Annotated in this window: 20 protein-coding genes and 1 rRNA gene; 11 read left to right on the plus strand and 10 right to left on the minus strand. The window is 70.3% G+C overall.

All coding sequences use genetic code 11. The features are described from left to right. Nucleotides 1–7: 7 nt before the first annotated feature. The gene (gene clpS / locus ACFQS9_RS23875; protein ID WP_077043788.1) at nt 8–343 is read right to left on the minus strand and encodes an ATP-dependent Clp protease adapter ClpS; all 336 of its coding nucleotides are present in this window, start codon (nt 341–343) and stop codon (nt 8–10) included. On the opposite strand from clpS, the gene ACFQS9_RS23880 reads away from it, so the two are divergent. The 3 genes from ACFQS9_RS23880 to ACFQS9_RS23890 are packed head-to-tail and all read left to right on the plus strand — an operon-like array spanning nt 342 to nt 4,420. Further along, nucleotides 342–1,769, plus strand: a complete 1,428-nt coding sequence (locus ACFQS9_RS23880) for a nicotinate phosphoribosyltransferase (protein WP_378409031.1) — start codon at nt 342–344, stop codon at nt 1,767–1,769. The genes clpS and ACFQS9_RS23880 overlap by 2 nt on opposite strands. A gap of 10 nt (nt 1,770–1,779) precedes the next feature. Further along, a complete protein-coding gene (locus tag ACFQS9_RS23885; protein ID WP_378409032.1) occupies nt 1,780–2,361 on the plus strand; it encodes an isochorismatase family protein in 582 nt (193 codons plus the stop codon). A gap of 25 nt (nt 2,362–2,386) precedes the next feature. Beyond that, nucleotides 2,387–4,420, plus strand: coding sequence for an ATP-dependent DNA helicase (locus ACFQS9_RS23890; protein ID WP_378409033.1), 2,034 nt, complete (start codon nt 2,387–2,389; stop codon nt 4,418–4,420). A gap of 41 nt (nt 4,421–4,461) precedes the next feature. Here ACFQS9_RS23890 and ACFQS9_RS23895 read toward each other — a convergent pair whose 3' ends face one another. From ACFQS9_RS23895 to glgP, 3 genes are all read right to left on the minus strand, one after another. Further along, the gene (locus ACFQS9_RS23895; RefSeq protein WP_378409034.1) at nt 4,462–5,817 is read right to left on the minus strand and encodes a diacylglycerol/lipid kinase family protein; all 1,356 of its coding nucleotides are present in this window, start codon (nt 5,815–5,817) and stop codon (nt 4,462–4,464) included. Beyond that, nucleotides 5,786–7,195 (minus strand): DUF2252 domain-containing protein, encoded by a 1,410-nt coding sequence (locus ACFQS9_RS23900; protein ID WP_378409035.1) that lies wholly within the window; start codon nt 7,193–7,195, stop codon nt 5,786–5,788. The genes ACFQS9_RS23895 and ACFQS9_RS23900 overlap by 32 nt, the downstream gene beginning before the upstream one ends. Before the next feature lie 100 nt (nt 7,196–7,295). Next, nucleotides 7,296–9,884 (minus strand): alpha-glucan family phosphorylase, encoded by a 2,589-nt coding sequence (gene glgP / locus ACFQS9_RS23905; protein ID WP_378409036.1) that lies wholly within the window; start codon nt 9,882–9,884, stop codon nt 7,296–7,298. A 130-nt stretch (nt 9,885–10,014) separates the two neighbouring features. On the opposite strand from glgP, the gene ACFQS9_RS23910 reads away from it, so the two are divergent. From ACFQS9_RS23910 to ACFQS9_RS23920, 3 genes are read left to right on the plus strand one after another with little or no spacing between them, the layout of a single operon-like run. Then, on the plus strand, nt 10,015–12,021 hold the full coding sequence (locus ACFQS9_RS23910; protein ID WP_378409037.1) for an alpha-1,4-glucan--maltose-1-phosphate maltosyltransferase: 2,007 nt from the start codon (nt 10,015–10,017) through the stop codon (nt 12,019–12,021). Then, nucleotides 12,018–14,222, plus strand: a complete 2,205-nt coding sequence (glgB, locus tag ACFQS9_RS23915) for a 1,4-alpha-glucan branching protein GlgB (protein ID WP_378409038.1) — start codon at nt 12,018–12,020, stop codon at nt 14,220–14,222. The genes ACFQS9_RS23910 and glgB overlap by 4 nt, the downstream gene beginning before the upstream one ends. Beyond that, entirely contained in the window at nt 14,222–15,646 is a 1,425-nt protein-coding gene (locus tag ACFQS9_RS23920) for a neutral zinc metallopeptidase (RefSeq protein WP_378409039.1), read from the plus strand. The genes glgB and ACFQS9_RS23920 overlap by 1 nt, the downstream gene beginning before the upstream one ends. Before the next feature lie 66 nt (nt 15,647–15,712). Here ACFQS9_RS23920 and ACFQS9_RS23925 read toward each other — a convergent pair whose 3' ends face one another. From ACFQS9_RS23925 to ACFQS9_RS23935, 3 genes are all read right to left on the minus strand, one after another. After that, a complete protein-coding gene (locus ACFQS9_RS23925) occupies nt 15,713–16,600 on the minus strand; it encodes a co-chaperone YbbN (RefSeq protein ID WP_378409040.1) in 888 nt (295 codons plus the stop codon). 83 nt (nt 16,601–16,683) lie between these two features. After that, complete coding sequence (locus ACFQS9_RS23930; protein ID WP_378409041.1) at nt 16,684–17,046, minus strand: DUF3817 domain-containing protein; 363 nt, start codon at nt 17,044–17,046, stop codon at nt 16,684–16,686. Nucleotides 17,047–17,120: 74 nt separating this feature from the next. Next, nucleotides 17,121–18,314, minus strand: coding sequence for an acetyl-CoA C-acetyltransferase (locus tag ACFQS9_RS23935; protein ID WP_378409042.1), 1,194 nt, complete (start codon nt 18,312–18,314; stop codon nt 17,121–17,123). Nucleotides 18,315–18,403: 89 nt separating this feature from the next. On the opposite strand from ACFQS9_RS23935, the gene mce reads away from it, so the two are divergent. Both mce and ACFQS9_RS23945 read left to right on the plus strand, forming a co-directional pair. Continuing rightward, entirely contained in the window at nt 18,404–18,883 is a 480-nt protein-coding gene (gene mce, locus ACFQS9_RS23940; protein ID WP_378409043.1) for a methylmalonyl-CoA epimerase, read from the plus strand. Between the two features lie 81 nt (nt 18,884–18,964). Continuing rightward, the gene (locus ACFQS9_RS23945) at nt 18,965–19,903 is read left to right on the plus strand and encodes a coiled-coil domain-containing protein (protein WP_378409044.1); all 939 of its coding nucleotides are present in this window, start codon (nt 18,965–18,967) and stop codon (nt 19,901–19,903) included. On the opposite strand, the gene ACFQS9_RS23950 is transcribed toward ACFQS9_RS23945, so the two are convergent. Beyond that, the gene (locus ACFQS9_RS23950) at nt 19,884–20,186 is read right to left on the minus strand and encodes an ATP/GTP-binding protein (RefSeq protein WP_378409045.1); all 303 of its coding nucleotides are present in this window, start codon (nt 20,184–20,186) and stop codon (nt 19,884–19,886) included. The two genes, ACFQS9_RS23945 and ACFQS9_RS23950, sit on opposite strands and share 20 nt — an antisense overlap. Before the next feature lie 20 nt (nt 20,187–20,206). Next, nucleotides 20,207–20,881, minus strand: a complete 675-nt coding sequence (gene nucS, locus ACFQS9_RS23955; RefSeq protein ID WP_378409046.1) for an endonuclease NucS — start codon at nt 20,879–20,881, stop codon at nt 20,207–20,209. Nucleotides 20,882–20,973: 92 nt separating this feature from the next. Between nucS and ACFQS9_RS23960 the strand changes: the two genes are divergently transcribed. The 3 genes from ACFQS9_RS23960 (at nt 20,974) to ACFQS9_RS23970 (ending at nt 23,942) form a co-directional block, all read left to right on the plus strand. Then, the gene (locus ACFQS9_RS23960; protein ID WP_378409047.1) at nt 20,974–22,533 is read left to right on the plus strand and encodes an adenylate/guanylate cyclase domain-containing protein; all 1,560 of its coding nucleotides are present in this window, start codon (nt 20,974–20,976) and stop codon (nt 22,531–22,533) included. Between the two features lie 62 nt (nt 22,534–22,595). Continuing rightward, the gene (locus tag ACFQS9_RS23965) at nt 22,596–22,958 is read left to right on the plus strand and encodes an MmcQ/YjbR family DNA-binding protein (protein WP_378409048.1); all 363 of its coding nucleotides are present in this window, start codon (nt 22,596–22,598) and stop codon (nt 22,956–22,958) included. Nucleotides 22,959–23,048: 90 nt separating this feature from the next. Next, on the plus strand, nt 23,049–23,942 hold the full coding sequence (locus ACFQS9_RS23970; RefSeq protein ID WP_378409049.1) for a hypothetical protein: 894 nt from the start codon (nt 23,049–23,051) through the stop codon (nt 23,940–23,942). A 188-nt stretch (nt 23,943–24,130) separates the two neighbouring features. Here ACFQS9_RS23970 and rrf read toward each other — a convergent pair. Then, nucleotides 24,131–24,247: ribosomal RNA gene (gene rrf, locus ACFQS9_RS23975) — 5S ribosomal RNA — on the minus strand. Nucleotides 24,248–24,356 lie beyond the last annotated feature (109 nt).

Below are 24,356 nucleotides of genomic sequence, written 5' to 3' on the forward strand. Positions count from 1 at the left end.
TGGGCCGCTAGCTGTCGCGCTGCATCGTCGCCCACAGCCCGGCCTGGTGGAGACGGTTCACATCGTGCTCCATCTTGTCGCGGGATCCGGACGAGACGACGGCCTTGCCTTCCTTGTGGACCTGCATCATCAGGTCGGTGGCCCTCGCCTTGCTGTAGCCGAACAGCTTCTGGAAGATGAAGGTCACGTAGTGCATGAGGTTCACGGGATCGTCCCAGACGACCGTCACCCAGGGTTTGTCCTCCGCTTCCAGGATCTCCTCGACCTCGGATTCGGCCGGCGTGACCTGGGGCGACGCTGCGGGCATCCTCGCCATCGGGATAGTTGTCGGGCACTGGGCCATGACTCAAGAGTACGACGTGCCCAGGAAAGAGAAAACCTCCCGGCGCAGGACGGCGCGCGCCGCATCTCGGTCCCGAGACTCGTATGGTGAGCGCGTGACGAACGATGCCTCGGTCTGGTCCCAGCCGAATACGAGCACCGCGCTGCTCACCGACCAGTACGAGCTGACGATGCTCTCGGCCGCCCTGGGCGACGGTTCCGCCGATCGCCGCTGCAGCTTCGAGGTCTTCTCCCGCAGACTGCCCGCCGGGCGTCGATACGGGGTCGTCGCCGGCATCGGCCGGTTGCTGGACGCGCTGGCCAGGTTCCGGTTCGGCGAACCCGAACTGGCCGTCGTGTCCCGGTTCCTCAACGAGCAGACGGTGGACTGGCTGCGGAACTACCGCTTCTCCGGCGACATCGACGGCTACCGCGAGGGCGAGCTGTACTTCCCCGGCTCGCCGATCCTCTCGGTGCGCGGCACCTTCGCCGAATGCGTGCTCCTGGAGACCTTGACGCTCTCGATCCTCAACCACGACAGCGCGATCGCCTCCGCCGCGGCGCGCATGGTCAGCGCCTCGGCGGGCCGGCCGATGATCGAGATGGGCTCGCGGCGCGCGCACGAGGAATCCGCGGTCGCCTGCTCGCGTGCGGCCTACCTGGCCGGCTTCACGGCCACCTCGAATCTGGAGGCCGTCCGCCGCTACGGCGTGCCCGGCGCGGGCACCAGTGCGCACGCGTTCACGCTGTTGCACAACACCCCCGACGGGCCCGACGAGGCCGCGGCCTTCCGCGGCCAGATCGCGGCGCTGGGCCTCGGCACCACCCTGCTGGTGGACACCTACGACATCACCGAGGGGGTGAAGACCGCCATCGCTGTCGCGGGCCCGGAGCTCGGCGGTGTCCGGCTCGATTCCGGCGATCTCGGCGAGTGGGCCCGCCAGGTGCGCAAGCAGCTCGACGAGCTGGGCGCAACCGAGACCAAGATCGTCGTCTCGGGTGACCTGGACGAGTACTCGATCGCGGCGCTGCGGGCCGAACCGGTGGACACTTATGGGGTGGGGACCGCCCTCGTCACCGGCTCGGGCGCACCCACGGCGGGAATGGTCTACAAGCTGGTGGAGGTGGAGGGGATCCCGGTGGCCAAGCGCAGCGCCGACAAGGCCTCGCGCGGCGGGACCAAGGCCGCGGTCCGATTCGCCCGGCCCAGCGGCACCGTGGTCGAGGAGGTCGCCTACCCGATGGGCAACCCTGTCCCCGAGTCCGGCCGGCTGATCCCGCGCGAGCTGCTGACCCCGATGATCCGGGGCGGCGAGCGGGTGGCGGGGCTGCCGACCCTCACCGACAGCCGCGACCTGGTGGCGAAGGGTCTGGTGAGCCTGCCGTGGGAGGGCCTGAAGCTCTCGCACGGCGACGAGGCGGCCATCCCGACCCGATTCCTGAGCTAGAGGAGGCGCCATGAGCAGAGCACTGATCATCGTCGACGTGCAGAACGATTTCTGCGAGGGCGGATCGCTGGCCGTGGCGGGGGGTGGCGCCGTGGCGAAGGCGATCTCGGGGTACATCGCCTCGGAGGCGGGGCGCGACTACGACGCGGTCGTCGCGACCAGGGACTACCACGTGGACCCCGGCGCGCATTTCTCGTCGGACCCCGACTACGTGGACAGCTGGCCGCCGCACTGCCGGGTCGGCACGCCCGGCGCCGACTTCCATCCGGCGCTGGATCTGAATCCCGTCGAGGCGGTGTTCTCGAAGGGCGCCCACTCGGCCGCCTACTCCGGGTTCGAGGGGACCTCGACGTCCGGGGGTTCGCTGTCGGCCTGGCTGCGGGCGCGGGCGATCGACTCCGTCGACGTGGTGGGGATCGCCACCGACCACTGCGTCCGCGCGACCGCGCTCGACGCGGCGCGGGAGGGCTTCGAGACCAGGGTGCTGCTGCGGTACACGGCCGCGGTGTCCCCCGACACCGTGCCGGCGGTGCTCGAGCGGCTCCGCGAGGCGGGCGTCACCCCGGTGGGACAGGTCGCTGCGGCGAACTGACGGCGGGGCACAGTAGCCTTGGTCGGTGCCTGAACTCCCCAATGTGCCCGACCTGCTCTCCGTGGCGGTGCAGGCGTTGGGCGGCGCCGAACGCACGAACCAGCTGACCATGGCGTCGGCGGTCGCGCACGCCATCGACACCGGCGAGCACCTCGCCGTGCAGGCGGGTACCGGCACCGGTAAGTCGCTCGCCTACCTGGTGCCCAGCATCCGGCACGCGGTCGAGAGCGGCCGCACCGTGGTCATCTCCACCGCCACCATCGCGCTGCAGCGCCAGCTCGTGGACCGCGACCTGCCCCGCCTGTCCGATGCCCTCGAGGGCTCGCTGGGCAGGCGGCCGGAGTTCGCGATCCTCAAGGGCCGCAACAACTACCTGTGCCTGAACAAGATCCACACCGGGGCGTCAGAAGACACCGCGGAGTCGGCGGAGCTGTTCGACGCGTTCGCCATCTCCCGGCTCGGCCGCGAGGTGCAGCGGCTGACCAGGTGGTCCTCCGACACCGAGACCGGCGACCGGGACGAGCTGGTGCCCGGGGTGAGCGATCAGTCCTGGCGCCAGGTCAGCGTCACCTCGCGCGAGTGCCTGGGCAAATCGAGCTGCCCGGTCGGCGAGGACTGCTTCGCGGAGCGGGCGCGGACCGAGGCCTCGAAGGTCGACGTGGTGGTCACCAACCATGCGATGCTCGCGATCGACGCGATCACCGGCATCGCTGTCCTGCCCGAGCACGACGTCGTGGTCATCGACGAGGCGCACGAACTGGTCGACCGGGTGACGGGGGTTGCCACCGCGGAGCTCGCACCCTCAACCATCAGCGCCGCCGCGCGCAGGTGCGTCAAGCTCGTGGAAGAGCAGGATGCGGACCGGTTCGAGGCCTCCGCGGAGGGCTGGGACGCGGTGCTCGAGGAGCTTCACGCCGGCCGGTGGGAGGCACTGCCCGACGGCGCGGGCCACGCACTGGCCGCCGTCCGCGACGCGGCGTGGGCGGTGCGCACCGCGATCGGCCCGGCGCGGCCGGGGATGAACGCCACCGACCCCGAGGCGGCCGCCGCCCGCAACGCGGCGCTCGCAGCCGTCGACGAGGTTCACGACAACGCCGTCCGCGTGCTCACCGCGTTCGACGAACCGGACCCGGCCAAGCGCAAGGACGTCGTCTGGCTCGCGGACGAGGAGCGGCGCGGCAAGCTCGTGCGGATGGCGCCGCTGTCGGTCGGTGGATTGCTGCGGTCGCGGCTGTTCGCGGAGTCGACGGTGGTGCTCACCTCGGCGACCCTGACGGTCGGCGGATCCTTCGACGGGCTCGCGGTGAACTGGGGCCTGCCCGCCGAGTCCGGCTCCCGCATCGATCCGGCCATGGCGACGGGTACAGAGGCGCCGGCGGACGAGGCGAGCATCCGATGGAACTCGCTCGACGTGGGCTCACCGTTCGACCACGCCAAGGCGGGAATCCTGTACGTGGCCAAGCACCTGCCCGCCCCCGGACGCGACGGGTTGGCGCAGAGTTACCTCGACGAGATCGCCGAGTTGGTGACCGCGGCAGGCGGCCGCACCCTGGGCCTGTTCTCCTCGATGCGCGCCGCGAAGGCGGCCGCCGAGGTGATGCGCGAGCGCCTCGACACCCCGGTGCTGTGCCAGGGCGACGATGCCACCGGTCAGCTGGTCCGCAAGTTCGCCGAGGACGAGGCCACCTCACTGTTCGGCACGCTGTCGCTGTGGCAGGGCGTGGACGTGCCCGGCCGGTCGCTGAGCCTGGTGATCCTGGACCGGATCCCGTTCCCCCGGCCGGACGATCCGCTGCTGGTGGCGCGCCAGCGCGCGGTCGAGTCGCGCGGTGGCAACGGCTTCCTCGCGGTCGCCGGGAACCACGCGGCGCTGCTGCTGGCGCAGGGCGTCGGGCGACTACTGCGCAGCGTCGACGACCGCGGCGTGATCGCGATGCTGGACTCGCGGCTCGCGACGGCCCGCTACGGCGGCTACCTGCGCGCCTCGCTGCCGCCCTTCTGGGAGACCTCCGACCCAGAGGTCGTGCGCAAGGCCCTCGCGAGGCTCACGGCCGGCTGAGCCCGCGGCCGCCATGCCTCCGGTCGCCTGCCGGAGTTGGCCTACACCGGCCGGTGGGACCACCCCGCCAGCGCGCGAAGCCGAACCCAGTCGACCGCCACCTTGAAGGGTGGCACCCCCGGGCGGTTCCTCGGCAACCGCACGCGCAACGCACCCGGCCTGACGGTGCACCGCACCGGCGTGGCGAGCAGGAGCGATTCGCCGTCGACGCCGACGGGTATCTCCGGCGCGTCGGCGTCGACGGTCACCTCGAGGGCCGTGTGCTGGGTCATGCCGCGTTCGTGCGCCCGATTGAGCAATCCGACGGCCTGGCGCGCGCCCTCCACCGCCACCGTCACGACCCCGAGGACTCCGCGGTCCAGGCGCGCACGCCGGCCGAGGCCCGCGAGGTCACTTGTCTGGTAGGGACCGTTGCTCACCAGCACCGCCTGCGGGCCCTCGACCGTAAGGCCGCCCGTTCGGGCGGTCAGGCGCGCGCCCGCGCTCCCACCCAGCAGGTCCGGCAGCATCCGGAGCACGGTCCCGGTCTTGTCCTCCCGGTACGCCGGACTCTGCACCACCTCGGCGTACACCCCGAAGGAGGCGTTGTTGACGAAGGTGCGCCCATCGATCTCGCCGAGGTCGACGCGGACCTCGACGCCGTCCCGCAACGCATCGAGGCCCGCGGCCGGATCGTCTCGATCGAGCCCGAGATCCAGCGCGAAGTGATTGCGCGTGCCCGCGCTGATCACCAGGAACGGTAGGTCGTGTTCGGCGGCGACCCCGGCGACGAGTGCCTGGGTTCCGTCCCCGCCCGCCACCCCGAGCAGGTCGGCCCCTCTCCGCACCGCATCGCGGGCCAGCGCCTCGACATCGACGGTGCCCGGCCCCTCGAGCAGGGCGACCTCCGCGCCGAGTTCCTCGGCCTTGCGCTGCAGACCGAACCTGACCACCTTGCCGCCACCCGAGTGCGGATTCATCACCAGAAAGGGATGCCGGGGCGGCGGGACGGGGCGCTCGTCCATCTCGGACTCGGCGCGCTCCTCTTCCAGCGCGATGCGGGCACACAGGGCCGCGAGGAGCACGAGCGCGTACGAGACCAGCACCACCCACAGCAGGTTCGCGCTCACGAACGCGGACAGGACCGCGATCGGGACGAGCACGGCCACTCCCAGCCAGATCCACCGCGGCACACCGCGATGGGTGAGGAACCAGTACAGCGCGGCCACCATCACCGCGACCCCGCCGATGCCGGTGGCCAGCAGCACCAGTGTGCTCAGCAGGCCCGCGGCCACGATCGGGACGACGGCCGCGGACACGGCCGCCGCGAACGCCGTCCTGGCCCACCAGCGCCGATTCCTGCCGGGGTTCACCGAGCGGGCCACGTCAGAGTCCGGACCGCGCGACGATCCGCCCATCGGCGATCGCCCCGAGCAACGCCGCGTGATCGTGAGCGGTCTGCGCTGCGTAGGACTGCGCGAACGCCGTGACGGCCTCGTCGAACTCGGCGCTGGACCCGAGGTACTCGGCGATCGCGATCCGGTCGCCCGCCCGGGCATGCGCATAGGCCAGCGCGCGGCCACACAGGCGCCCGTACAGTGTCATTCCCGTGGGCGTCATCGCCTCGATCACCGCTGATCCCTTGCCATCTCGCAACTGCCGGAGATAGTAGTCGCGCCGCACGCCGTCCACCCCGACGCCCTGCTGCCACCCGAGGAAGATGTCGCTGGCGGCCTGCATCAGCCGCTGACCGTGCACCACCCGCTCGCCCTCTCTCTCGAACGAGGGCCCCTCGAGGTACCCCGACAGCACGGACGGCACCGCCTCCTTGGCCTGCAGGAACAGCGGGTCCTCGTCGTCGACGCCGCGCAGCAGGACGATCCAGGACCGCGTTCCGACGCTGCCCACCCCGACCACCTTGCGCGCCACCTGGACCAACTCGAACTGCTGGAGCGGCACCCGGCGGTCCCACTGCAGCGTCGAGCTGTAGTCGCTCAGCCGCTGTCGCAGTTCGCGATACAGCTCGACGGCATCCGCGTCGGCGAAGACCTCCTCGATCGGGACCAGCAGGGGCGGGTTGCTGAGGATCGTCCGTTTGCCGTCGACCACCGTGGTCAGCTTCCCCAGCGCCTGGACGCTGTCGCGGCTCCACGACTTCTCCAGCGTCTTGCGCATTCGCTTGCTCGACGACGAATCCAGTTGATCGGCCAGCTCCACCATTTCCTCGGTGGGTTCGATGTGGGAGTACCACACCGCCAGGGTGCCCCGCTCCGCCTGCAGTGCCATCGTCTCCCGGTACTCGGCGGCGCACGCCCGGGTGACCCTGGCCCGCTGCTTGTGGCTGAAGCCGGTGTCCCGCGACGCGACCTCGAGGCTGGCTACCAACCGCTTGACGTCCCACTCGAAGGGACCGGGATAGGTTTCGTCGAAGTCGTTGATGTCGAAAGCCAGCCTGCGTTCCGGTGTCGCGTAGATCCCGAAATTGCTCAGGTGCGCGTCACCGCACAGGTGGGTGTTCAGGCCCGTGGCCGGGGTGCGCGAGAGATCGTCCGCCATGACGAGGGCGGCGCCGCGGAAGAAGGCGAACGCGGAGGTCGCCATCCGCCCGTATCGAACCGGGACGAGCTGCGGGATCCGGGGCGCCGCCTGTTTCTCGAGCAGGCCGAGCGGATCACGCGCCGCGTCGGGATGGTGCTCCGCGAGTGCGGCGAACGGCGTCTCCCGGCGCGCGGCGCGACCTCGCTCCGCGCGCTCGGCCCTGCTCGGGTGTGCACTCGATCCCGCTCCCGGCGCCACGCCTTTCATTGTCCACGCCGCCGTCCGTTCCCACACCGAGTTCGCGCCCATCCGTGGCCGGACGCGGCGCGGCGCCTTGTCGGCCGACCCCGCGATCCTGCTAGAGGTGCGGCTCCGCGACCAGCGCCGGCTCCGCATCGCTCGCGAGCAGCGGATGATGCGGCAGCACCCGAACGGTGTATCCCACCGAACCCGACAGCGGCACGGAGGTGTCGGCGACGAACAGCTCACCGAGCTCGTCCGAGCCCGCGTGCCGCATCGGCACGGTGACGACATCGGTGAGTTCCTCGTCCGCCCCGACGCGGCCGAGCACCGCCTGCACCGTCACCTCCGAGACGGCCAGACCGCCGAGCCGCAGGTACGCGCGCAGCGACAGGGCCGCGCCGATCACCGGGGTGTCCGGCAGCCCGGAGCTGTCGACCTGCACCACCCGCACGTCGGGCCAGGCGGCCTCGACCCGGCCGCGATACTCGGCGACCTGCCGCGCCGCGGCGAATCCGTCCGCGACCGCGACCCGCGCGGACCGGGCGGCGGGCGCGTAGTAGTCGACGACGTAGTCGCGAACCATCCTCGACGCCAACACCTTCGGGCCCAGGTGCTGCAGCGTGTGCCGGACCATCTGCACCCAGCGGGCCGGGACCCCGTCCGCGTCGCGGTCGTAGAACTTCGGCAGCACCGAGCGCTCCAGCAGCTCGTACATGGCGCCGGCCTCGAGGTCGTCGCGACGCACCTCGTCGGTCACCCCGTCCGCGGTGGGGATCGCCCAGCCGTTCTCGCCGTCGAACATCTCGTCCCACCAGCCGTCGCGGATGGACAGGTTCAGGCCGCCGTTGAGTGCCGACTTCATCCCCGACGTGCCGCAGGCCTCGAGCGGGCGCAGCGGGTTGTTCAGCCACACGTCACAGCCCCAGTACAGGTACCGGGCCATCGACATGTCGTAGTCGGGCAGGAACACGATCCGGTGTCGGACCTCGGGGTCGTCCGCGAAGCGCACCACCTGCTGGATCAGCGCCTTGCCGCCCTCGTCTGCGGGGTGACTCTTGCCCGCCACCACGAGCTGCACCGGCCGCTCCGGGTCGAGCAGCATCGCCCGCAGCCGGCCCGGATCGCGCAGCATCAGGGTCAGCCGCTTGTAAGTCGGGACCCGCCGGGCGAATCCGACGGTCAGCACCTCGGGATCGAAAACACCGGAGACCCAACCGAGTTCGGCGTCGGTGGCACCACGTTCGAGCCATGACGCGCGGACCCGCCTGCGGACCTCCTGCACCAGCTGCTCGCGCAGCGTGTTGCGCGTCGACCACAGGTCGGTGGGCGCGATCTCCTGCAGTCGCTCCCAGCCACGAGCCTCCTCGACCAGCTCGGGTCCGACCGCGCGGCGGGCCAGGTCCATCCACTCGCGGGCCGCCCAGGTCGGCGCGTGGACGCCGTTGGTCACCGAGCCGATCGGCACCTCGTCGGCGTCGAACCCCGGCCACAGTCCGTTGAACATCTCCCGGCTGACGATCCCGTGCAGCTTCGAGACGCCGTTGGCGCGCTGGCCGAGGCGCAGGCCCATGTGCGCCATGTTGAACACCGACGGGTCGTTCTCGCGGCCGAGGTCGATGATCCGGTCCACCGTCAGCCCGGGTAGCAGGGCGGACTCGTTCTCGCCGTGGACCCCGCCGAAGTAGTGCCGGACGAGGTCCACCGGGAACCGGTCGATCCCGGCAGGTACCGGGGTGTGCGTGGTGAACACCGTGCCCGCCCGCACCGCGGCGAGCGCCGACTCGAAGTCCAGACCGGACCCGGTGATCAGTTCCCGAATCCGTTCCACCCCGAGAAAACCCGCGTGCCCCTCGTTCATGTGGAAGACCTCGGGATCGGCCAGGCCAAGCGAATGGGTGTACGCGCGCACCGCGCGCACGCCACCGATTCCCGCCAGGATCTCCTGCTTGATCCGGTGGTCCTGGTCGCCGCCGTACAGCCGGTCCGTCACCCCGCGCAGCTCCGGGTCGTTCTCCGCGATGTCCGAGTCGAGCAGCAACAGCGGCACCCGTCCCACCTGCGCGATCCACACCCTGGCCCGCAGCACCCGGTTGCCCGGCATCGCCACCCGCAACAGCACCGGCGCCCCGGACCCGGGCTCGGTGAGCAGCCGCAACGGAAGGCCCTGTGGGTCCAGCGCGGGATAGTGCTCGGCCTGCCAGCCGTCCGCGGTCAGCGACTGGCGGAAGTACCCGGACCGGTAGAGCAGGCCGACCGCGATCAGCGGCACACCGAGGTCCGAGGCGGCCTTGAGGTGGTCCCCCGCCAGGATCCCGAGCCCACCCGAGTAGTTCGGGAGCACCTCGCTGACCCCGAACTCCATTGAGAAGTAGGCGATCCCACCGGCCAGGTCGGCGCCCTTCGCCTGCTGGTTCTGGTACCAGCGCGGCTGCCCGAGATAGGTGTCCAGGTCCCGCTCGAGCCGGTCGAGCTCGGCGACGAAGTCCCCGTCGATCGCGAGCTCGTCCAGGCGGGCGGGCGACACCTCGCCGAGCATCCGGATCGGGTCGTGGCGGACCCGCGTCCACAGCGCGGGGTCGATCCGGCCGAACAGGTCCTGGGTCTCCGGGTGCCAGGACCAGCGCAGGTTCGTCGACAGCGGCTCGAGGGCGGCCAGCCTGGCGGGGAGGTGGGCACGGACGGTGAACCGACGCAAGGCTTTCACCCTGCGAAGACTACCCATCGCAGGCGTTTTTGGGAGTGCTGGCCGCGGAGCGACCCGAGCCACCGACGTGTTGCGCGGGACGCGAGATTCGGCCAGCGCTCCCCGTACAACTACCCGTAAGGTCTAATCCATGACCGGGCGGATAGGCATCGACGACGTCGCCCCCGAGATCTCGGGGGGACGCCACCCCGCGAAGGCGGTCGTCGGCGAGATCTTCCCGGTCTCCGCGACCGTGTGGCGCGAGGGGCACGACGCGGTGGCGGCGACCCTCGCGGTCCGCGGGCCGGAGTCGAGCACCACCATTCGGATCCCGATGTCCCCCGGCCCGCTCCCGGACACTTTCGCGGCGGTGTTCACCCCCACCGCCGTCGGGGCATGGACCTACCGGATCGAGGGCTGGAGCGATCCGATCTCGACGTGGCGACACAATGTCGAGGCCAAGCTGTCGGTCGGCCAGGGGGCCGCCGAACTGGCCAACGACCTCGAGATCGGCGCCCGCCTGTTCGAGCGCGCCGCCAAGGCCGTACCCCGCGGCGACCGACGGCGGTGCACCGCGGTCGCCGACGCCCTGCGTAGCGCTCAACAGCTCTCGGCCAGGGTCGCCCCCGCCTTCGCCGCCGACATCGCCGAGCTGCTGCGGGTCCACCCGCTGCGCGATCTGGTCACCAAGGGCCGGACCATCCCGGTGTGGGTCGACCGCAAGCGGGCCCTCGTGGGCGCCTGGTACGAGTTCTTCCCCCGCTCGACCGGCGGCCGCGGCGCCGACGGCACCCCCGTACACGGCACCTTCGCGACGGCGGCCGATGACCTCCCCCGCATCGCCGCGATGGGCTTCGACGTGGTGTACCTACCGCCGATCCACCCCATCGGCCGGGTGAACCGCAAGGGCCCGAACAACTCACTGACACCCGGCCCCGACGACGTCGGCTCGCCCTGGGCGATCGGCGCCGAGGAGGGCGGCCACGACGCCGTGCACCCCCGCCTGGGCACGCTCAAGGACTTCAGGGACTTCGTCGCCAGGGCGCGCCGGCTGCGGCTCGAGGTCGCGCTGGATCTGGCCCTGCAGTGCGCGCCCGATCACCCGTGGGCGCAGCAGCATCCGGAGTGGTTCACGGTGTTGCCCGACGGCACCATCGCCTTCGCCGAGAACCCACCGAAGAAGTACCAGGACATCTACCCGGTCAACTTCGACGACGACCCCGAGGGCATCTACGCCGAGGTGCTGCGGGTGGTGCGGTTCTGGATCAAGAACGGGGTCAAGATCTTTCGGGTCGACAACCCGCACACCAAGCCGCCGGATTTCTGGGAGTGGCTGATCGAGGAGGTGAAGCGGTCGGACCCGGACGTGCTGTTCCTCTCCGAGGCCTTCACCCGTCCGGCTCGGATGTACGGTCTGGCGAAGCGCGGGTTCAGCCAGTCCTACACCTACTTCACCTGGCGGGTGAACAAACACGAGCTCACCGAGTTCGGACTGGAGATCGCCGCGAAGGCCGACGAAGCCAGGCCGAACCTGTTCGTCAACACGCCGGACATCCTGCACGAGAGCCTGCAGCAGGGCGGTCCGGGGATGTTCGCGCTGCGCGCCGCGCTGGCCGCTACTCTGTCGCCGACCTGGGGCGTCTACTCGGGATACGAACTGTACGAACATGTTCCGCTGCGGCCCGGCAGCGAGGAGTACCTCGACTCCGAGAAGTACGAGCTGCGCCCCCGCGACTTCGACGGCGCCCGCGCCCGCGGTGAGTCACTGGAACCCTGGCTGGCCACCCTGAACCGGATTCGGCGCGCCCACCCCGCGCTGCAGCAGCTCCGCAACATCACCTTCCACCACACCGACAACGACGCGCTGATCGCGTACTCGAAGTTCGACCCCACCACCGGCGACGCCGTGCTGACGATCGTGAACCTCAACCCGTACGGCGCGGAGCAGGGCATCATCTGGCTCGACATGCCCGCCCTCGGGCGCGACTGGCAGGATCACCTCACCGTCCTGGACGAGGTCACCGGGGAGCAATACCACTGGGGTCAGGCCAATTTCATCCGGCTCGAGCCCTGGCGCGCGGTTGCCCACATCCTCGCGTTGCCCGCCGTCCCCTACCCCGCGCGGATACCCCTCGCCCACCGCGCTCCACGCACATGAGCGCGGATCGGGTCGCGCAGGTCGCGGCGCCCGCACCCGCCGATCTGGCCCGGCTCGCCGAGGGCACGCACCACAACCCGCACTCGATCCTCGGTGCGCACGCGCACCCCGGCGGCACCGTGATCCGGGCGCTGCGCCCCCACGCGGACGAGGTGTCGGTCCGCATCGGGGGTGTCGACCACCCCCTGCAGCCGGTCTCCGATGGGCTCTTCAGCGCGGTCGTGCCCGTCGAGGACCTCATCGACTACCGGCTGGTGGTCGAGTATCCCGGCGGACACACCCTCGTCACCGCGGACGGCTACCGGTTCCTGCCCACCCTCGGCGAGTTGGACCTGCACCTGTTCGGCGAGGGCCGACACGAACGACTGTGGGAGATCCTCGGCGCGCACCCGCGCGCGTACACGACCCCGGACGGCGAGGTGACGGGCACCTCCTTCGCGGTGTGGGCGCCCTCGGCGCGGGGCGTCACGGTGATCGGCGACTTCGACGGCTGGGGCGGGCGCACCGCGCCGATGCGCATGCTCGGGTCCAGCGGGGTCTGGGAACTGTTCGTCCCCGGCGTCGGTCCCGGCGCGCTGTACAAGTTCCGGGTGCACGGCAGCGACGGCTCCGTCCGGGAGAAGGCCGACCCGATGGCGTTCGCCACCGAGGTGCCGCCGCGCACGGCCTCGGTGGTCGGCCTGACCACGCACCGGTGGGCCGACGCCGAATGGATGGCCGTCCGCGCGCGCACCGACCCGAACCTGGCCCCGATGAGCGTGTACGAGGTGCATCTGGGGTCCTGGCGTCCCGGCCTGAGCTACCTCGAGCTCGCCGACCAGCTGTCGGCCTACGTCGTCGAGCACGGGTTCACCCATGTCGAGTTGCTCCCCGTGGCCGAGCACCCGTACGGCGGGAGCTGGGGCTACCAGGTGACCTCCTACTACGCCCCGACCGCGCGCTTCGGATCCCCCGACGACTTCCGTGCCTTCGTGGACCGGATGCATCTGGCCGGCGTCGGTGTCATCGTCGACTGGGTGCCGGCGCACTTCCCGAAGGACGACTGGGCGCTGGCCCGGTTCGACGGCGGCCCGCTCTACGAACACGCGGACCCCCACCGCGGCGAGCAGTTGGACTGGGGCACCTACGTTTTCGACTACGGGCGACGCGAGGTGCGCAACTTCCTGGTCGCCAACGCGCTGTTCTGGATCGAGGAGTTCCACGTCGACGGGCTGCGCGTAGATGCGGTCGCCTCGATGCTCTACCTCGACTACTCGCGGCCGGAGGGTGGCTGGACACCGAACATCCACGGTGGCCGCGAGAACCTGGAGGCCGTCGCGTTCCTCCAGGAGATGAACGCCACCGTGCACCGGCAGCACCCCGGCGTCGTCACCATCGCGGAGGAGTCCACCGCGTGGCCCGGCGTCACCCGCGCCACCACCGTCGGGGGCCTCGGCTTCAGCATGAAGTGGAACATGGGCTGGATGCACGACACCCTCGGCTACCTCGGCCGGGACCCGGTGCACCGCAGCTTCCACCACCACGAGATCACGTTCTCGCTGATGTATGCCTGGAGCGAGTGCTACCTGCTCCCGATCAGCCACGACGAGGTGGTGCACGGCAAGGGGACGCTGTGGACCCGGATGCCGGGCGACGACTTCGCCAAGGCCGCCGGGCTGCGGAGCCTGCTCGCCTACATGTGGTCGCATCCCGGCAAGCAACTGCTGTTCATGGGTCAGGAATACGGCCAGCGCACCGAGTGGTCGGAGGAGCGCGGGCTCGACTGGCATCAGCTCGACGAGGGGTACGTCGGCGAGCTGCACCGTGGGATCCTCGCGCTGGTACGCGATCTCAACGCCGCCTATCGACGGCACCCGGCGCTGTGGACGCTCGACAACTCCCCCGGCGGATACTCCTGGATCGACGCCAACGACACCGAGAACAACGTGCTCAGCTTCCTGCGGTACGGCTCCGACGGGTCCATCGTGGCGTGCCTGTTCAACTTCTCCGGCTCGGCGCACTCGGAGTACCGGGTGGGTCTGCCCGAGCCCGGCCGGTGGGTCGAGATCCTCAACACCGATGCCGACGCCTACCGCGGCGCCGGCATGGGTAACTTCGGGGCCGTGACCGCGACCCTGCAGCCCTGGCACGGACGACCCGCGTCGGCGTCCGTTGCGCTGCCCCAGAACGGCGCGATCTGGCTGAGCCTGGAGCGTGGCTGATGCGCCGCCGACGACCACTGGTCGCGCTCCTCGCGCTCCTCGCACTCCTCGCGGGTTGCTCCTCGACCATCGACGGACGCGCCGTGTCGATCTACGACAATCCCTTCACCGTGGCCGGCCTGCCCGCGACCTCCGGCCCCAGCGGGCCCCGCGACGGCGTGCCCGCGTCCTCGCTTCCGGTTCGCGGCGCGGACGGCTCCGAGGCCGACGTGCTGGCCACCAACTCCGTGGAGGACATCTCGGCGTTCTGGCAGGCCGAGTATCCCCGGGTGTTCAGCGGCGACTTCACCCCGGTCAAGGACCTTCTCTCCTGGGACCCGGACGCGGATCGGGCGCAGGCCCCGACGTTCTGTGGTGACAGCACCCACGGTTTCGCCAACGCCGGCTACTGCACCCGAGACGGCTCCATCGGCTGGGACCGCACCGTGCTGCTGCCCTCGCTCATCGACGCCTTCGGCCCGATGGCCGTGGTGATGGTCATGGCGCACGAGTACGGGCACGCGGTCCAGTACACCTCGGGGCTCGGGGGCGACGACGACCTGACCCTGGTGCTCGAGCAGCAGGCGGACTGCTTCGCCGGCGCCTACATGCGGCACGTCGCGGAGGGCCGGTCCGAGCACTTCACCCTCAACACGTCCGACGGGCTCAACTCGGTGATGGCGGCGATGGTGGCGGTGCGCGACAGCGACCCGAACGACCCGGAATCGGTGCACGGCTCGGCGTTCGAACGGATCACCGCGTTCCAGATCGGCTTCACGGACGGCGCGAAGTCCTGCACGAAGATCGACGAGGCCGACGTGGTGTCGAGGCAGGCGGAGCTGCCCCAGCAGTTCACCGCGGAGGGCGACACCGGCGAGATGCCGGTCACCGAGGAGTCCGTGCGGCTGACGCTGGACTCGCTGCAGGCCGTGTTCGCCCTGCCGGAGAAGCCGAAGGTCGACTTCTCGGGGGCCGACACGGGGTGCTCGGACGCGGAGAGCACGGAACCGGTCTCATACTGCCCGGCGACGAACACGATCGGCGTCTCGTTGCCGGAGCTGATCGAGCGGGGCACCCCGCACCCGGAGTCCGGGGACGAGCTCGCCGCCGACGTGCGCGGCGACTTCGGCGCGTACGTCCTGGTGGCCTCTCGCTTCACGCTGGCCGCACAGGCGAACGACGACAAGTCGCTGACCGAGGCCAAGACCGCGGTGCGGGCCGCCTGCCTGTCCGGCGCGTGGACCGCCGCGACCGCGGTGGGCGAGGCCGGCGGCTTGACGCTGTCGCCCGGCGACCTCGACGAGGCGGTGTCGGGGCTGCTCAGCGACGGACTGATGGCCAGCGACGTGAACGGGAACACCGTGCCGAGCGGCTTCGCCCGGGTGGACGCGTTCCGGTCCGGGGTCCTGGGCGGCGATCGGGCCTGCGACAACCGCTACGGGTGATGCGCTCCGCGCTGGTGCGCGATTCTCACCCCAGCCGGGGTGAGAATCGCGCACGTGCGCGTAGCGCTAGTAGAGCGCGGACGCGAGCTTGCGTCGGGCGGCGATGACGATCGGATCCGCGGGGTCGAACAGCTCGAACAGCTCGAGCAGTCGGGTCCGGGCGAGGGTCCGCTCGTCGCCCGCGGTGCGGCGGATCGTCTCGATCAGGCGCCCGAAGGCCGCCTCGGGCTGCTGGCTGTAGAGCTCCGCGTCGGCCGCGTCGAGCTGCGCGGACACGACGGCGGGGTCGGCGTCGGCCCGGGCGACGGCGTCGGGCGCGAGGTCCTGGACGCGAGCGATGAACCGGACCTGACGAATCGCGCCGAGCGCCTGCGCGTTCGCGGGCTCCGCGTCCAGGATCACCTGGTACGCAGCCTCGGCCCCGGCCAGGTCGCCCTCGCTCAGCGCGGTCTCCGCGGCCACGAATCGCGGGTCCTCGGCCTCCTCGGGTTCGCCCTCGCCCACGGACTGCGCCGGGCCGGAGAGCTTCCCGTCGGTCGCCTGCAGCACCGCGTCGATCCACTGCCCGAGCTGAGGCTCGTCACCGTCGAAGTCGGCCAGCGGGCGGCCGGCCGCGACCGCGACGACCGCGGGCAGCGCCTGCACACCGAACGCCTGCGCGATCCGCGGGTCCGAGTCGACGTTCACCCGGGCCAGCACCCACGTCCCGTTTCCCGCCATCGCGAGCGAGTTCAGGGTCGCCGAGAACACCGCGGTGGACGGCATCGACGCCGCGACCAGCTCGACGACGACGGGAACCTGCGTGGAGCGGGTGAGCACCTCGGCCTCGAAGTTGGCCTCGGTCACCTCGACGACCGGCGCCGGCGCGCCGCTCGCGCCGGGTGCGGTCGGCGGGCCCGCGGGTGCGGCCTGCGCGCGTTCCTTGAGGGCGGACAGATCCACCGCGCCGGACATGGCGGCAGCCACCGCGGCCGATGGACGTGAGGGTGGGCGGGAACCGGGTCGAGTCACATGTTCAGTTTGTCACGATCGAGAGTTCAGCTCAGCGCGGGTGCCGGTTCCTTGGCCTTGTCGACCGAGAGCTCGGCGAGGCGGCCCGACCGCGCGGCCCAGGCCTCGAACACGATCGTGCCGAAGGGCGGGACGCTCGCGACCAGCGCCCAGAAGGTGGTCACCAGCGACCACGAGAGCTTCTTCGCGGTGACGAGCGCCACCAGGACGTACAGCACGAACACACCGCCGTGGATGGGGCCGAAGATCTTCACCCCGATCTCGTTGCCGTCTGCAGGCAGGTACTTGAATGCCATGCCGAGCAGCAGGCCCAGCCAGGTGATCGCCTCGAGGACGGCCACGAAACGGAAGCGCTTGGCCCAGGTGCTGAGATCGAAGATGTTCGCCATGGGCCCCATTGTGCCCGACGTCCTACGACGCCCTGTAGTTGAGGCCGTCGACCGCGACCACCGGGCGTCGGCGGCTACTGCTTCGGAACGCGGATGATCAGGGCGTCACCCTGCCCGCCGCCGCCACACAGCGCCGCCGCACCGACACCACCACCGCGCCGGCCCAGCTCCAGCGCCAGGTGCAGCGCGATCCGCGCGCCCGACATCCCCAGCGGATGCCCGATCGCGATCGCCCCACCATTCACGTTCACCTTCGACTCGTCGAGCCCGAGCTCCCTGGTCGAGGCGATGCCGACGGCCGCGAAGGCCTCGTTGATCTCCACGAGGTCCAGGTCCTTCGGATCGATACCCTCGCGCTCACACGCCCTCGCGATCGCCCGCGCCGGCTGCGACTGCAGGGTGGAGTCGGGGCCCGCCACCACGCCGTGCGCGCCGATCTCGGCGATCCAGCTCAGCCCGAGCTCCTGTGCCTTGGCCTTGCTCATCACCACGACCGCCGCGGCGCCGTCCGAGATCTGGGAGGCCGAGCCCGCGGTCACGGTGCCGTCCTTGCTGAAGGCGGGCCGCAGCGTGCCCAGCGACTCCGCCGTCGTGTCCGCCCGGATGCCCTCGTCGGTGCCGACGACGATCGGATCGCCCTTGCGCTGCGGGATCTCGACCGGCACCACCTCGGCGTCGAACAGTCCGTCCTTCCACGCCGCCGCGGCGCGCTGATGCGACGCCGCCGCGAACGCGTCCTGATCCTCACGGCTGATCCGCTGGTCGGCGTCCTGATTGCGTGCCTCGGTCAGGTTGCCCATCGGCTGCTCGGTGAAGATGTCGTACAGCCCGTCGTACGCCATGTGATCGCGCATGCTCACGTCGCCGTACTTGAAGCCCTCGCGGGACTTCTCGAGCATGTGCGGCGCCCGGGACATGGACTCCTGGCCGCCCGCGACCACGATGTCGAACTCGCCCGCGCGGATCAGCTGGTCGGCCAGCGCGATCGCGTCGATGCCCGAGAGGCACACCTTGTTGATCGACAAGGCCGGCACGTCCATCGGGATGCCGGCGGCCACGGCCGCCTGCCGCGCGGGCATCTGGCCTGCGCCCGCAGTGAGCACCTGGCCCATGATCACGTATTCGACGCTCTCGGGCGCGACGCCCGCCTTCTCCAGCGCGCCCTTGATGGCGATGCCGCCGAGATCCGACCCGGAGAGGCCCTTGAGCGAGCCGAGCAAACGGCCCACCGGGGTCCGGGCTCCGGCGACGATGACTGAACTGCTCACGGCTTCCTCCAACGATCAACACGGTGGTCAGCGACCAAAGTCACATCCCATAGATGAACTACAAAGACGGTAGCGCTACCGTCATCGACATGACGAACTCCGCCTCCAACGCTGCCGCGTCCGTTCTCGCTTCCGACCTGGTGACGGCCATCGACCACGTCGGCATCGCGGTGCCCGACCTCGACGCCGCGATCGCCTGGTACGGCGAGCACCTCGGACTGGTGTCCACCCACGAAGAGGTCAACGAGGAACAGGGTGTCCGCGAGGCGATGCTGTCCGTGCCCGGCAGCCCGGACGGCGCCACCGCGATCCAGCTCCTCGCCCCGCTCAACGACGATTCGACGATCGCCAAGTTCATCGCCCGCAGCGGCCCCGGCCTGCAGCAGCTCGCCTACCGGGTCACCGACCTCGACGCGATCTCGGCGCGCCTGCGCGCGGGCGGCGTCCGGCTGCTCTACGACGCCCCGCGCCGCGGCACCGCGGACTCGCGGATCAACTTCCTGCACCCCAAGGACGCGGGCGGCGTGCTGGTCGAGCTCGTGGAGCCGGCCGCACACCCGGCACACTGAACTCTGCACCAACCCCTTCATCACCGTGGTGCGCCCGAGCGCGTCGACCACATCACACCGGAGCGACGGTAAATTATGACCATGCCCAACGAGATCCAACTGCCCTTCACCATCGCGCGGAAGGGCTACGACCGCGACGAGGTACGCAACTACTTCGAGCGCTTCGACGCGGAACTCCGGGTCACCGCGACCGATCGTGATGCGGCGGCGGCGCAGGCCCGTGACCTCGCCCAGCAGTTGGAGGACGCCCGCGACGAGATCGACGACCTGCGCAAGGACGTCGACCGCCTGTCCGTTCCGCCGACCACCGCGGAGGGCATGAGCGAGCGCATCTCCCGGATGCTCCGCCTCGCCTCCGACGAGGCCTCGGAAGTACGGGCCACGGCCCAGTCCGAAGCCGCCGAGATGGTGTCCATCGCCGAACAGGACGGCGCCGCGCTGCGTGGCAAGTACGAGGGCCTGCTTGCCGAGCTCGAGGACAAGCGGAACGCCATGGAGGTCGAGCACACCCAGACCATGGCGACCGCCCGCACCGAGGCCGCCCGTCTCGTCGAGAAGGCGCAGTCCGAGGTCGCCCAGCTCGAGGCGGATTCCGAGGCGCGGCGCAACGATATCCAGCAGGACTTCGAGATCACCATGAGCGAGCGCCGCACCAAGGTGGTCAGCGCCGTGAACGAGCTCGAGGCCACCAGCAAGGCGGAGGCCGAGCGCAGGCTGACCGATGCCACCAACGAGGCACGCCGCCGACTGCAGACCGCCACCGAGCAGGCCGAGAAGCGGATTGCCCACGCGAAGGAACTCGCCGAGGAGCTGCGCGTGCTCCGTGGCCGGGTCTTGGCTCAGCTCTTGGGTATTCGCGGACAGCTCGACTCGGTCCCGGCCATGCTCGCCTCGGTCAACCGGGAGGGCGAGCTGCTCGACGGCGCCGACACCGCCGGGCGCGGCACCCCGGCCGAGGACGAGGACCGAGACGACGCATCGGAGTCCTCCGAGGAGTCGGTCACGACCAACGCCGGGTGATCCCCCGCGACCCGCGCCCGTTCCAGCACCCGGTGTGCCAGTGCCTGCGGTCCTCGGCCCCGCCGAGTTCGTCCGCAGGCCAGGCCACCAGGTGCGGGACACCGGGCCGGATCTCGTGGTCACAGCCGGGGCAGCGATAGGTCTTGGTGGCGCGTGATCCCGGCACCGGGCGCACCAGGTAGCGCTCGTCGTCGTATCCGGCGGGCCCCGAATCGACCCGGGACTCCAGCCCGCCCGAAGGCGTCGGCCGGTCGGTCCGATGTCGCTGATTGCGTCGGGGCATGACTACAGCCTAGGTTCCGGTCAGAAGAGCCGGAACTCGGTGCTCTCGGTCCCTCGGAGCACGTCGTAATCGAGTGTCAGGCAGCGGATCCCGCGATCCTCGGCAAGGGTCCGCGCCTGCGGCTTGATCTGCTGGGCGGCGAACACCCCCGTCACCGGCGCGAGAAGCGGATCGCGGTTCATCAGCTCCAGGTAGCGGGTCAACTGTTCGACGCCGTCGATCTCGCCGCGGCGCTTGATCTCCACGGCGACCGACGCGCCGTCCGCATCCCGGACGAGCAGGTCCACCGGGCCGATCGCCGTCATGTACTCACGCCGCACCAGGGTGTAGCCGGGACCGAGCGTCTCCACATGTTCGGCCAGCAGTTCCTGCAGGTGCGCCTCGACGCCGTCCTTGATCAGGCCCGGGTCGACACCGAGTTCGTGCGAGGAGTCGTGCTCGACCTCGTGGATCGTGATCCGCAGCTCCTCGCCGGCCTTGTTGGTCACCACCCACAGCTGGGTGCCCTCCTCGCCGTCGTTCTCGACGAGCCAGCACGGCGGGCTCATCCAGTTCAGCGGCTTGTACGCGCGGTCGTCCGCATGGATGCTCACCGAACCGTCGGACTTGACCAGCAGGAGCCTGCGCGCCTTCGGCAGGTGTGCGGTGAGACGACCGACGTAGTCGACATGGCAGCTGGCAATCACGAGGCGCACCCGACCACCCTAGAGCACCGATCGATGCGCGCCGCAGACCCGCCACGCCTCGCCGGGTCGGCGGGTGGTCAACCCATTACGCTGGAGCGACCATGCCGCTCCCGTTCCGCTCGATCGCGCCGCTGGGCTCGCGGCTGCTCGGCGCCCCGGACGAGAGCCCCCGCCGCCGCCGGATCCGCGTCCAGGTCCTTCTGACCGCAAGTCTGGTGCTGTCCAACCTGATCGGGGCGCTGGTGGTCGGCGCCCTCATCACCGTCGTCGTGCCCGGCCCCACCCTGTTCAAGAGCGAGTTCCTGCTCATCAACGCGGTGATCGGGCCGGTCTACATCGCCCTGGCCGTCGCGGTCGGGATCCTGTGGGGCACCCTCCGCGCGACGAAGGACCTGCGGTGGGCCATCGAGAATCGGGAACCGACCCGGGACGAGGCCGCGGCGGCCCTCGCGATGCCGTGGCGCCTGACCCGCATGCAGATTCTGCTGTGGACGATCGGCTTCGTCATCTTCACGATCAGCTACGGACTCATCGACCCGGAGTCCATCCCCAAGGTCGCCTTCACCATCGCCATGGGCGGGGTCACGGTCTGCGCATTCAGCTACCTGCTCAGCGAGTTCTCGCTGCGCCCCGCGGCGGCGCGCGCCCTCGAGGCGGGCGACCCACGCCGAGTCCGCATCGCAGGCGTGACCGGCCGAAACCTGTTGGCGTGGACCCTGGGCACCGGGGTGCCGGTGGCGGGCCTGATGCTGATCGCGGTCTTCAGCTTCATCCGCCCCGAACACGTTGATGTGGAACAACTGGCGGTCTCGATCCTCGCGCTCGGCGCCATCACCCTGGTCTTCGGGCTGCTGCTGACCCTGCTCGGGGTGGGCGCCACCGTCGCGCCCATCCGCGCGGTCCGGGCCGCCATGATGCGCGTCGAGCACGGGGAGCTCGACACGCAGGTCGTCGTCTACGACGGCACCGAGCTCGGCGAGCTGCAGAGCGGTTTCAACCGGATGGCCGAGGGCCTGCGCGAGCGCGAGCGCATCCAGGAGCTCTTCGGCAGGCACGTGGGCCACGAGGTGGCCGAGGCCGCGATCGCACGCAATCCGGAGCTCGGCGGGGAGGAGCGCGAGATCGCGGTCTTCTTCGTCGACCTGGTCGGGTCGACCGAGCTCGCCGCATCACGTCCACCGAAGGACGTCGTCGACCTGCTCAACCGATTCTTCGACGTGGTGGTCGACGAGGTGGATCGGCACGGCGGCCTGATCAACAAATTCGAGGGCGACGCCGCCCTCGCGATCTTCGGGGCCCCCGCCGAGCTCCCGGACCCCGCGGCCGCCGCGCTCGCCGCGGCGCGCGCCATCCGGTCCCGGCTCCTCGTCGAGGTACCGGACTGCAGCGCCGCCATCGGGGTCGCCGCGGGCACCGCAGTCGCGGGAAACATCGGCGCCCGCAAGCGATTCGAGTACACCGTCATCGGGGACCCGGTGAACGAGGCGGCGCGCCTGTCCGAGCTGGCCAAGACGATCGACGGCGCACTCGTGGCCTCCGAGCGAGCCGTCGAGAGCGCGGGGCCGATCGAGTCCCGCCTCTGGGAACTCGGCGACTCCGTGGTCCTCCGCGGACGCAACGCGGCCACGCGTCTGGCCACCCCCACCCGGCCGACGCCGTAGCTGCCCGTCACGAGGTTCCCGGCGTCGACGCCACTGTCGGTGGACTCTGGTACATGTGGGGCATGGGTGTGACTGTCGACGAATTCCTGACCATGCTGGACACGCTGCCCGAGACCGAGCAGAGCGGCGGTGGCGGCGGCAGCTGGGTTTCGCTCAAGGTCAACGGCAAGGGCTTCGGATACGTGTGGGAGAAGACCGAGACGGTGGGGCTCAAGACCACCCTGGACGAGCAGATCGCCCTGGTGGCCGAGCGACCCGAGGTGTTCGAGGTCCAGTTCACCACCAGTCAGTTCGGGTGGGTCGTGGTGCAGCTGGCGAAGATCGAGCCCGACGAACTACTGGAATTGGTCACCGAGGCCTGGTGCCTGACCGCACCCAGGCGACTCGTCGAAGCGCACGAGTTCGGAAGCCTCTACGACGAGTAGCCCCAGCGGCTGTTGCAGCGACGGTCAGCGACGTGCGACACCCGATCGACCTGCCCACACAGGTCTGGTCCGGCTGGTTGAATGCGGATCGTGACGCCCGCGCCGATGCACGCCGAAAGAACCTCCTCGCACAGTCCCCCATCGCGATCCACCGGTGTCTCCGGTCGCGCCTTCGCTGCGCTCGTCGCCATCGCTGCGGCCCTCGCCGCCGCGTTCGTCTTCGCTCCGCGGATGCTGGCGGGGAGCAGGCCGGGCGGCGGCTTCTTCGACCAGACAAGCCTGGTCGAAGCCGTCCGCGTGGCGTTCGTCGAGTATTGGAGTTCCGGCGACGAGGATCTCTCCGCGGGCTTGGCGACGGTCGTCGACTACTGGTTCCGATATCACGTGGCCAAGGCCGTGATCGCCGCGATGCTGCTGATCGTGCTCGTGGCGCTCGGCGTCCTTCTCTGGAAGGCATTCCTGAGGGCCGGCGGACTGGAGGCGGGAAAGCGGGCCGCGCTCGCGTCTGCCGGTGTCCTCGTCTCGATGCTCGCGCTGTTCTCGTTGGTGCTCGTGATGGCCAACGTCCAGGGTGCGGTGGCGCCCTTCTCCTCGCTGGTCTCGATGCTTCCGGTCCGCGAGACCGACGGAGCGCTCGCCGAGACGCTCGGCCAGGTCAGGCAGCACCTGGCCGACCCCCTGAGTGCGGGTGACCAATCCACGCCCGCCCTCGAGGTGATGGTCAGCGACTTCTCTCGATATCACCTGGCAATGGCCTTGATTGCCGCGATCGCGGCCGCCGTCCTCGTCGGGCTGAGCGTGGTGTTCTGGAAGTGGTTCGCGGCAACGGAGTCATCCGACAGGGCTACGCGGCGCGTGCTGGGGACGTTCGGGGTTCTCTCGGCGTTGGTGTCGCTGGGCCTGCTCGTCGTCGCCGTAGCGAACACCACCACCGCAGCAAACCCGGCACCTGCCCTCCTGGCCTTCTTCAATAGCGGGCTCTGAACAACCTTTTGGCGTCGAGTGTGCAGGTGTCGGGGCATCGGCCGAGAAGCGCGCCGGTAGGTGCGCACTCGGCCGGCCCCGGGGGGGTGCAGCGGCCGACGGCAGGTATGTGTTCGTGCCCTGGATATGCGAAATGCCTCGCATTGCAGTCTCTTGCAAGACTGCAATGCGAGGCATTCGCAATGTATGTTCGGCGGTGTCCTACTCTCCCACACCCTGTCGAGTGCAGTACCATCGGCGCTGGAGGGCTTAGCTTCCGGGTTCGGAATGGGGCCGGGCGTTTCCCCTCCGCTATGGCCGCCGTAACTCTGTGAAATTTTCACACGGAACCTGGTCGGAAACCAAATCATATTTGGAATCGTTTCCGGTTCTTGAAACAAGACGTGTGTTGTTTCAGATACCGCACAGTGGACG

It is taken from the genome of Rhodococcus daqingensis (assembly GCF_042665615.1).
Lineage (GTDB): Bacteria > Actinomycetota > Actinomycetes > Mycobacteriales > Mycobacteriaceae > Rhodococcus_G > Rhodococcus_G daqingensis.